Source organism: Rhabdothermincola salaria (assembly GCF_021246445.1).
GTDB classification, from domain to species: domain Bacteria; phylum Actinomycetota; class Acidimicrobiia; order Acidimicrobiales; family Acidimicrobilacustridaceae; genus Rhabdothermincola_A; species Rhabdothermincola_A salaria.
Map to the genome: position 1 here is coordinate 26,133 of NZ_JAJQXW010000006.1, position 9,839 is coordinate 35,971.

A 9,839-nucleotide genomic window follows, 5' to 3' on the forward strand; every position below is an offset into this window, starting at 1 on the left:
GGTGCCCACGGACCCGTCACCGGGCGGTCTCGATGCGCAGGTCGGTGACCGGCACCGTGGCGTCGATGAGGTCGGTGACCCGGACCTCGGGCTGGTTCACGACCAGCGCTGCGGCCCCGCGGGGCACGCCGGGATCGGCGGCGACGGGCACGGTGACGGTGTGGCGCGCCGAACGCACGACGACCCGGTCGTGGTCGGCCACACCGAGGCGTTCGAAGTCGTAGGGGTTGATCCGCAGCTCGGTGCCCGGGGCGAGGCCGGACAAGGACGACGCGGCCTGGACCTGCGTCCCGAGGTCGTAGAGCTTGCGGGTGGCCACCAGCCGCAGGCTGTAGGCGTCGAGCGGCGGGGCGGGGCTGGCGGCCACGTGGACGTGGCACAGCAGCTCCGGACGAGGGAGGGCGGCGGGCTCGGCCGACACGGTCTGGTCGGCGAGCTCGCCGTCGTGGTCGGCGAGGTCGGTGGCAGTGGCCTCGGCCTCGGCGGCGGTGGCCTCGGCCTCGAGGGCCTGGGTCTCGGCCTGGTCCTCGGACGCCGCCGCCTGGGTGGCCAGGGCGTCGGCCTCGGCGCTGGAGGGTCCGCCGGCGGCGTCGGCAGGCTCCTCGGCGAGCGACTCGGCGTGGGCGGCGAGCGGGACGAGGATGCCTTCGGCTCCGCCCTCGGAGACCACGAGCTCACGGGTCACGCCGGCGTGGGCGGGGGCGAGCCGCTCGATCTCGGCCCAGACCGACTCGACCGAGGCGAACCCGAGGTCGGAGCCGAGGCGCGACGCCAGCTCGGCGGCGATCATCCAGTCGGGACGGGCCGTCCCCGGCGGGGTCACCCGCTGGGAGAGGGTGGACACGCGACCCTCGATGTTGGTGGTGGTGCCGGCCTTCTCGGCGAAGCCCGCGGCCGCCAGGACGATGTCGGCCCGGCGGGACGACTCGGTGAGGAAGGTGTCGACGGCGATCACGGTGCGAGCACCGGTGAGGCCGCGCTCGGCCAGGTCGTGGTCCGGGAAGTCGACGGCCGGGTCGGCGCCGAGGAGCACGAGGACATCGATGCGACCGTCAGCGGCGGCGGCGAGGATGCCGGCGGTGTCGAGGCCCCGGGCTTCGGGCACCGAGGACCAGCCGTTGCGGTACCAGTCGGCCCCGTCGTCGAGCGTGACCCGGCCGGGCAGCAGCCCGGGGGCCAGGCCCATGTCGAGGGCCCCGTGCACGTTGCCTCGCCGCAGGGCGGAGAGGAAGCGGGTGTCGGGACGAGCCTGGAGCAGGACGGCGGCGGCCTCGACCACGCCGTCGGCGGACTCGGCCACCGACGGACGCCCGAGGACCACCGAGACGGGCCCGTCGGCCGCGGCCAGCAGGGCCCGCACCTCGTTGACGGCCGCCGGTGAGAGCCCGGCGACCTCCTTGGTGGCGTCAACGGGGGCGACGAGCGCACGCGCCAGCTCGGCGGCGTCGCCCGGGCGGTACAGCAGCGACGACGACGCCAGCTCGCTGAGACCGCTGCTGCGCGCCCCCAGCTCGACGAGGGTGACGCGATCCTCGACCACGGCGTGGCGCAGGCGCAGGAAGAGCACCGGGAGCTCTTCTTTGAGGTCGGGCGCCAGCAGCACGACCGTGCCGCCCGGGGTGCAGACCTGGTCGATGGAGGCCTTGGGCAGGCCGAGCGCGGCCTCGGCCGGCAAGCCGTCGCCCAGCTGAGCGTCGACGTTGTCGGTGCCGAGCACGCCCTTGGCCAACTTGGCCCAGGCGTAGGCGTCTTCGTTGGTGAGCTGGGACCCGCCGATGACGGCGATGGAGGCGGGGCTGGAGGCCCGACCCAGGGCATCGGCGGCGCGGCCGAGAGCGTCGCCCCAACGAGCCGGGCGCAGCGCATCGCCCTCGCGGACGAGCGGATCGGTGAGACGGCCCTCGGCCTCGATGGACTCGAAGCCGAACCGGCCCTTGTCGCACAGCCAACCCCAGTTGACGGGGTCGACGTCGACGCCGTTGAAGCGCAGCACCTGGTCGCGGGAGGAGTCGATGGCGATGCGGCAGCCGACCGCGCAGCCCTGGCAGGTGGACTCGGTGACCTCGAGGTCCCACGGGCGGGCCTTGAAGCGGTAGCTCGAGGCGGTGAGGGCCCCGACCGGGCAGATCTGCACGGTGTTGCCGCTGAAGTACGACGAGAAGGGCTCGTCGGGGAAGGTGTTGACCTCGGTCTGGTTGCCTCGGTCGATGAAGTGGATCAGCGGGTCGCCGGCCACCTCCTTGGCGAAGCGGGTGCAGCGGTCGCACAGGATGCAACGCTCGCGGTCGAGCAGCACCAGGTCGCTGATCGGGATGGGCTTCTCCTTGTGGCGCTTCTCCTCGACGAAGCGGCTCTCCCCCGGGCCGTAGGCCATGGTCTGGTCCTGCAACGGGCACTCGCCGCCCTTGTCGCAGACCGGGCAGTCGAGGGGGTGGTTGATCAGGAGGAACTCGAGGATGCCGTCCTGGACCTTCTTGACGGTGTCGGACTCGGTGTCGACCTTCATGCCGGGGGTGCACTCGAGCATGCAGCTGGGCTGCAGGGCCGGCCCTCGGCCGGTGTCGACCTCGACGATGCACATGCGGCACATGCCCACCGGCCGCATGCGCTCGTGGTAGCAGAAGCGGGGGATGTAGACGCCGCTGCGCTCGGCGGCTTCGATCAACAGCTCGCCCTTGTGGGCCACGAACTCGGCGCCGTTGATCTCGACGGCCACACCGTCGGTGGGAGGAGCTTCGGGATCAGGCATGGGCGGCGGCCTTGGGGAAGTCGACGGGCACCGACATCCGGGCTTCCTCGGCCCGGGCGATGGCGGCTTCGAACTCGGGACGGAAGCGCTGCAGCGCGGAGGCGATGGGCGAGACCGCGGACGGGCCGAGCGGGCAGATGGTGGTCTGCTTGGGCGGCCAGGCGATGCCCGGTGAGATGTTGTCGCAGACGTCCATGAGCAGGTCGAGGTCGCTGGTGCGGCCGTACCCGTCGTGGATGCGCTGGAGGATGTTCTCGAGCCAGGTGGTGCCCTCGCGGCACGGTGTGCACTTGCCGCAGGACTCGCGGGCGAAGAAGCGCACGACGCGCAGGCAGGCCTTCACGGCGTCGGTGGTCTCGTCCATGACGACGATGGCCCCCGAGCCAAGCATCGAGCCGGCGCGGTCGACGGTGCCCTTCTCGAGCGGGAGGTCGAGGTGCTCCTCGTAGAACCACGGCGCCGAGGCCCCACCGGGGATGAACGCCTTGAGCTGGTGGTCGCCCTGGATGCCCCCGGCGTAGACCGGGGCGTAGATCAGGTCGCGGAAGGTGGTGACGCCGAACTCGACCTCGAACACGCCGGGGTTGCGGACATGGCCCGAGACGGCGAAGACGCGGGTGCCGCGGGAGTTCTCGGCCCCGAGGTCGGCGAAGGCCTGGCCACCGTTGGTCACGATCCACGGCAGGTTCGACAGCGTCTCGACGTTGTTGACGATGGTGGGCTGCATGTACAGGCCCTTGGCCGCCGGGAAGAACGGGGGCTTGAGCCGGGGCATGCCCCGGTTGCCCTCGAGGCTCTCGATGAGGGCGGTCTCCTCGCCGACGATGTAGGCACCGGCACCCCAGGTGAGCACGACGTCGAGGGAGAAGTCCGAGCCCAGGATGTTGCGGCCCACGTAGCCGGCCGTGTACGCCTCGTTGAGGGCGGCGGCGATGCGCTCCTGGGCCAGGGCCATCTCGCCGCGCACGTAGAGGAACGCTTGGCTGCAGCCGACGGCGTAGCAGGCCAGCAGGACGCCCTCGATGAGCTGGTGGGGATCGCGCTCCATGAGGAGGCGGTCCTTGTAGGTGCCGGGCTCGCTCTCGTCGCCGTTGACCACGAGGTAGCGGGGCCACACGTCGGCGGGGGTCAGGCCCCACTTGACGCCGGCGGGGAACCCGGCCCCACCGCGGCCGAGCAGGCTGGCCGTCTTGACCTCTTCGTGCACCTCGGCCGGGCTCATGGTGAGGGCCTTGCGCAGGGCGGCGTAGCCGCCGGTGGCCACGTAGCGGGCCAGGGTGTGGCTCTCGGGGTCGGAGAACCGTCCGGTGATGATCTTGGGGGCGTCGGTGATCGCCATCAGGCTTCGCGCTCCTCGGTGGCGGACATCCACACCGGGATGGCGGTGTCCTCGGGGGTGACGTTGCCGGCCCGGCGTTCGACGGGGATGTGCTGGCGGACCCGGGCCAGGGTGCCGTGGGGCGGGATGTCGTCGCGCCGGCCGCCGCGGAGGTCGTCGACGAGCTGGTCGAACTCGTCGTGGGTGATCTTGTGGAAGTACCGGTAGTTGACCTGCAGGCACGGGGCCTCGGTGCAGGCCGCGATGCACTCGACATCCTCGATGGTGAACACGCCGTCGGAGGTGGTCTGGCCGGGCACGATGCCCAGGCGCTGCTCGGCGTGGTGGAGGAGCTCCTCGCCACCGAGGAGCTGACAGGAGATGTTGGTGCAGATGTTCACCATGTAGCGCCCGACCGGCTCGAACTTGAACATCTCGTAGAAGCTGGCCGTGCCCAGCACCTCGGCTGATGTGACGCCGACCAGCTCGGCGATGTGGGCCATGGCCTCGTCGGTGACGTGGCCGTCCTGCTCCTGGGCCAGGTGCAGCAGCGGGATCAGCGCCGACTTGGGCCGGGGATAGCGACCCACGATCTCGCGGGCGACGGTGAGGTTCTCAGGGGTGAAGCGCGGCATCAGCGATCGACCTCGCCGAGGATCGGGTCGACCGACGAGATGATGGCCACCCCGTCGGCGATCAGGCCCTCGTGCATCATGTGGGGGAGGGCCTGGAGGTTCACGAAGCTCGGGGCCCGGACGTGCATGCGGTAGGGGTTCGGGGAGCCGTCGCTCACGATGTAGCAGCCGAGCTCGCCACGCGGGCTCTCCACGGAGACGTAGGCCTCGCCCTCGGGCACCTTGAAGCCCTCGGTGAAGATCTTGAAGTGGTGGATGAGCGCCTCCATCGATTCGTCGATGCGGGCGCGGGGCGGCGGCGTGACCTTCTTGTCCTGGATCCGGTAGTCGCCCTTGGGCATGCGCTCGAGGCACTGGCGCACGATCTTCATCGACTCGCGGATCTCGGCCAGGCGGATGGCGTAGCGGTCGAAGCAGTCGCCGTAGCTGCCGACGACGACGTCGAAGTCGACCTGGTCGTAGGCCAGGTAGGGCAGGTCGCGGCGCAGGTCCCAGGCGTAGCCGGTGGAGCGCAGGATCGGGCCGGTGACCCCGAGGGTGAGGCACTCCTCCGCACTGATCACGCCGATGCCCTGGAGGCGCTCCTGCCAGATCGGCTGGTTCGACATGAGCGTCTCGTACTCGTCGAGGCGCTCGGGGAGCAGGTCGAGCAGGCGCTCCACGCCGCCGTGCCACCCGTCGGGCAGGTCGGCGGCCACGCCGCCGGGGCGGATGTAGTTGTGGTTCATCCGCAGGCCGGTGACCTCCTGGAGGAACCGCAGCGCCTCTTCGCGCTCGCGCCAGCCGTACAGCATCATCGACACCGCACCGAGGTCCATGCCGTTGGTCGCCATGAACAGCAGGTGCGAGGACATCCGGTTCAGCTCGGTCATGAGCATTCGGATCCACACCGCCCGCTCGGGGACCTCGATGTCGAGGAGCTTCTCGACGGTGAGCGAGAACGCCAGCTCGGTGAACAACGGCGCGGCGTAGTCCATGCGGGTGACGTTGGTGGGGCCCTGGAGGTAGGTGAGCTCCTCGCCGGTGCGCTCCATGCCCGTGTGCAGGTAGCCGATGATCGGCTTGCAGCGCAGGACGGTCTCGCCGCGCAGCTCGAGCATGAGGCGCAGCACCCCATGGGTGCTGGGGTGCTGGGGCCCCATGTTGATGAGCATGGTCTCGCCGTCGGGGGACGGCTGGGACTGGAGGTCGGCGGCCTCGGTCTCGGACAGACGCAGGACGGCGCCGAGCTCGCGCAGCCGTTCGGCGGCGTCGAGCACGTCGCGAGGTTGCATCTCCTGACCTCCCTCGGAGGTCTGGGCGACGTTGGCCGCGGGGGCGTCGTGGGTGGTGCTCATCGGGCAGATACCGCCTGGTTCACCGGTTGGCCGGTGCAGCTTTGAACTGCACGGGGATGCGGCCGGCGTCGTAGTCCTTGCGCAACGGGTGACCGACCCAGTCCTCCGGCATGAGGATGCGGGTGAGGTCGGGGTGGTCGGTGAAGGCGACGCCGAACATGTCGTAGGCCTCTCGCTCCATGGCCTCGGTGCCGGCGTAGAGGTCGAAGAGCGACGGGGCGACCGGTTCGGATTCGGGCACCTGGACCCGGACCCGGACCCGCTCTCGCCGGGCGTGGCTCAAGAGGTTGACCACGACCTCGAAGCGCTCGGGGTCGATGCCGGGCGCAAGGGCACGACCCGGGTGGGCGAGGTAGTCGACGACGGTGAGGTCGATGCAGACCAGGAAGCCCTCGTCGTGGAGCGCCTCGATCAGGGGCCGGTACTGCTCGAGACCGGTGTGGAGCACGGCCTGGCCGTGCGACCAGATGAGCGGTGCGCCGTGGCGCGTCTCGGGTTCGTCGACCGCGGTCGCCTCGTCGGCGCCCTCGGGACCTTCGGTGGTCTCGTCGTCCGCCACGATCAGCTCCGTCCGAGCGCGACGGGCGTGGGGGCGGGGCCCTGGTGCTGCTCGATCACGATGCCGGCACCTTCACCCGGCCGTCGGGTGAGCTCACCGCCACGGATCTTGGAGTGCAAGGTGAGGATGGCGTGCATGAGGGTCTCGGGCGTGGGGGGGCAGCCCGGGGCGTAGACGTCGACCGGGACGACCTGGTCGACGCCCTGGACGATGGCGTAGTTGTTGAACATGCCACCGCTCGAGGCGCACACGCCCATGGAGATGACCCACTTGGGCTCGGCCATCTGGTCGTAGATCTGACGCAGCACCGGGGCCATCTTCTGCGAGACCCGCCCGGCCACGATCATGAGGTCGGCCTGGCGGGGGGAGGCCCGGAAGACCTCCATGCCGTAGCGGGCCATGTCGTAGTGCGGACCGCCGGCGGCCATCATCTCGATGGCGCAGCAGGCCAGCCCGAAGGTGGCCGGCATCACGCTGCGGGAGCGGGCCCACTTGACGAACTCCTCGAGTGGGCCGGTGAGGAAGTTGTGCTCGAGGCCTTCGAGGCCGGCATCGAGCAGGCCCCCTACGGGGCGGGACTCGTTGGACATCTACGCGGCCTCCCCACTGGTGACGGGCTCGCGGCCCTCGGTGCCCACTCGCCGGATGGTGCTGGTGATCGACCGGGCCGGCGAGACGAGCGGTGACGTGCGCACCCGCTGGATGGGACCCCAGTCGAGGGCGCCGTTGCCGATGAGGTAGACGAACGACTCGAAGACGGCGGCCACGAAGATGACGATCGCAACGATGCCGTAGCCGCCGAGCTCGCGGTACACGACGGCGTACGGGAACAAGAACACGATCTCGATGTCGAAGACGATGAAGATCATGGCCACGAGGAAGAACTTCACCGGGAAGCGCTCCGGCGGGTCGACGCTGGGGACGATGCCGCACTCGTAGGGCGCCGACTTGGGCACCGACGGGCTACGGGGAGCCAGCAGCCTCGACGCCACTCGGCTGAGCCCGGCGAACAGCAGGGCCAGCACCAGCATGGCGAAGATGGGGAGGTACTGGCCCATGGCTCAGGCGTCCTTCGAGGCGGCCTCGGCGGCGGCCTTGTTCTTCATCAGGGTCTTGTCACGGCTGTGCAGGACCCAGGCGAACAGGACGAACAACGACGTCGAGATCACGAAGTAGAGGAAGGGCAGGAGCCGCACGCTGCCGAGATCACGGACCATGACGACCGAGACGACCGGCGCGTCGGGGTCGACCTCGGGCAGGGGCGGGGCCTCACCCTCGACCGGCGTCTGCTCGATGACGGCCTGCACCTGCACGATGGCGTAGTGGGTGGGGTGGGTGAACTGGAAGCTCTTGCGCACCCGGTACCAGGCCCGGCACAGCGCACCGTCGTCGGGGCAGGCCTCGGCCCGGGTCTGCTTGCCGCCGAAGGAGAACGTGTCGAGGCGCTCGAACTCCGTGGGGCCACCGAAGTAGCCGGCGTCGACGAGGGCCACCTCGGCGGCCGCCTGGGCCTCACCGGCGGCGCTCGGGGAGATGATGCGCCAGCCGTTGAGGGCCTCTTCGTCGAGGTACTGCTCGAGGAGCTCGGGATGCGACGTGGTCAACTCCGAGATGAGGAACCCGTTGGGGTACTCCTCGGAGAGCTCGGGGTTCTCGGCCAGGATCCGGTCGGCCTGGGGCAGGTCTTCGGGCTGGGGCAGCTGCTCGGCCGCGTCGGTGCGTGGTGTCTCCGGGCCGTCGACGTAGATCTCGACGGCTTGCCACGACGGGTTCTCGCCTCGCGGCCCGATGGCCGGGGGCATCAGCCACCAGATGAAGGTGAGGATGACCATCCAGCCGGCCAAGCCGGCGAGCGACAGCAGCAGGCCCAGGCGGGCGCCCACGTTGGTGCCGAGCAGCAGGTAGACCGACCCGCACAGCACGCCTACGCCGACGACCACGATGAGGATGCCACGGATGCCCGGGTCCCAGGCGAGGCCGGCGAAGAGGTTGACGGTGGCAAGCATCGGGGTCACAGGCTCCGCTCGTATTCGACGACGGCCGCGATCTGCTCCTGGGTGAGCATCACCTGGTCGGGGCTCAGCCGGGCCGTCTCGGGATCGATGGCGTTGGGGTTGGCCCCGAAGCCGGGCATGGCCCCCTCGGAGAGGCCGAACTGGCCGTAGGCCGTACCAAACGGCTGGTAGTTGGTGACGAAGTCGATCTGGCTCTGCGCCGTGGGGAACTGGCGCAGGGTGGAACCGCCGGTGAGGTTGGGGCCCATGGCTCCGCCACCGGGAACCTGGGGCTCGCCGTAGGACCAGCCCTTGGTGTGGCAACGCCCACAGGAGTAGGAGCCGCCGGCGAAGCCGTCGTAGAGGCCGAGGTTGAAGATGGCCTCACCGAGGGTCTCGTAACGCACGCTGCCACCGGGACTGGCGGGGTCGTTCGTCGTGCAATTGCCGTCGGCGTCGGGGGCGCAGACCGTCTCGATCTGCTCGTCGACGGCGGCGCGGGCCTCCTCGGCGCTGAGCTGGATGCTGAAGAGGTAGTCGACGATGTTGTCGAGCTGTTGGTCGGTGAGCGGACCTCCGCCCTCGGCTCCCCACGCCGGCATGGGCGAGAACGCACGGCCGTAGATCAGGATCGACTTGACCTCTTCGGCGGTGTAGCGGAACAGCACGTCGTCGAGCGACGGCGCCTTCCAGCTGACGCTGGCGATGAAGTCGCCGTTGTCGCCCGTGAGCGTGAAGTTGGCCACGCCCCCCACACCTTCGGGGCCGTGGCACGAGGCGCACTGCGCGCCGTTGACGTAGAGGTCTTCACCGCGGGAGACGAAGACCTCCTCGAAGTTGGCCACCGCGTCCTCCTGGCGACCGGGTTCGGCCAGCCAGTACAGCGGCAGGGTGACACCGATGACGGCGAGGGTGGCCAGACCCAGCCCGAGGGTGCGATCGAGCTTCTTGGTCTCGAGCTCCTCGTCGTCCATGTAGGGACGGCGGTTGGCGGCGAGCTCGAGCTCCGAGCCGACCTCGGCCCGGCCCTTGCGCATGTTGACGATGACTCCGATGCCGAAGCCGACGATGAGGACGATGGCGACGATGATGCCGATCGTGCGCTGGGTGTTGGCCAGCACGACGGTCGCGAGAAGGTTCGACATCAATGGGATCCGGCTCCTACGCAGTGGGGTCCTTCGGCTTCCTGGCCGGTGGTGTTGACCCCGATCGGGGCACCCTGGATGATCATGCCGGTGTTCACGGTG

Annotated in this window: 9 protein-coding genes; all 9 read right to left on the minus strand. The window is 70.1% G+C overall.

All coding sequences use genetic code 11. The annotated features are described in order from the left end of the window. Positions 1-16 precede the first annotated feature (16 nt). The 9 genes from nuoG to LUW87_RS18035 all read right to left on the minus strand — a co-directional run bounded on the left by nuoG (position 17) and on the right by LUW87_RS18035 (position 9,737). The gene (gene nuoG, locus LUW87_RS17995; protein WP_232672593.1) at positions 17-2,749 is read right to left on the minus strand and encodes an NADH-quinone oxidoreductase subunit NuoG; all 2,733 of its coding nucleotides are present in this window, start codon (positions 2,747-2,749) and stop codon (positions 17-19) included. After that, positions 2,742-4,088, minus strand: a complete 1,347-nt coding sequence (nuoF, locus tag LUW87_RS18000; RefSeq protein ID WP_232672594.1) for an NADH-quinone oxidoreductase subunit NuoF — start codon at positions 4,086-4,088, stop codon at positions 2,742-2,744. Before nuoF ends, nuoG begins: the two co-directional genes overlap by 8 nt. Continuing rightward, positions 4,088-4,702, minus strand: a complete 615-nt coding sequence (locus tag LUW87_RS18005) for an NADH-quinone oxidoreductase subunit NuoE family protein (RefSeq protein WP_232672595.1) — start codon at positions 4,700-4,702, stop codon at positions 4,088-4,090. Before LUW87_RS18005 ends, nuoF begins: the two co-directional genes overlap by 1 nt. Continuing rightward, positions 4,702-5,976: an NADH-quinone oxidoreductase subunit D gene (locus tag LUW87_RS18010; RefSeq protein ID WP_430300545.1), complete on the minus strand. Its 1,275-nt coding sequence runs from the start codon at positions 5,974-5,976 to the stop codon at positions 4,702-4,704. Before LUW87_RS18010 ends, LUW87_RS18005 begins: the two co-directional genes overlap by 1 nt. Positions 5,977-6,058: 82 nt before the next feature. After that, a complete protein-coding gene (locus LUW87_RS18015; RefSeq protein WP_232672597.1) occupies positions 6,059-6,598 on the minus strand; it encodes an NADH-quinone oxidoreductase subunit C in 540 nt (179 codons plus the stop codon). A 2-nt stretch (positions 6,599-6,600) separates the two neighbouring features. Beyond that, the gene (locus LUW87_RS18020; protein ID WP_232672598.1) at positions 6,601-7,188 is read right to left on the minus strand and encodes an NADH-quinone oxidoreductase subunit B; all 588 of its coding nucleotides are present in this window, start codon (positions 7,186-7,188) and stop codon (positions 6,601-6,603) included. After that, a complete protein-coding gene (locus tag LUW87_RS18025) occupies positions 7,189-7,656 on the minus strand; it encodes an NADH-quinone oxidoreductase subunit A (RefSeq protein WP_232672599.1) in 468 nt (155 codons plus the stop codon). A 3-nt stretch (positions 7,657-7,659) separates the two neighbouring features. Continuing rightward, positions 7,660-8,604, minus strand: coding sequence for a hypothetical protein (locus LUW87_RS18030; RefSeq protein ID WP_232672600.1), 945 nt, complete (start codon positions 8,602-8,604; stop codon positions 7,660-7,662). Positions 8,605-8,609: 5 nt separating this feature from the next. Beyond that, positions 8,610-9,737 carry a c-type cytochrome gene (locus tag LUW87_RS18035; protein WP_232672601.1) on the minus strand — a complete coding sequence of 376 codons (1,128 nt, stop codon included), beginning with the start codon at positions 9,735-9,737 and terminating at the stop codon, positions 8,610-8,612. Between the last annotated feature and the right edge of the window lie 102 nt (positions 9,738-9,839).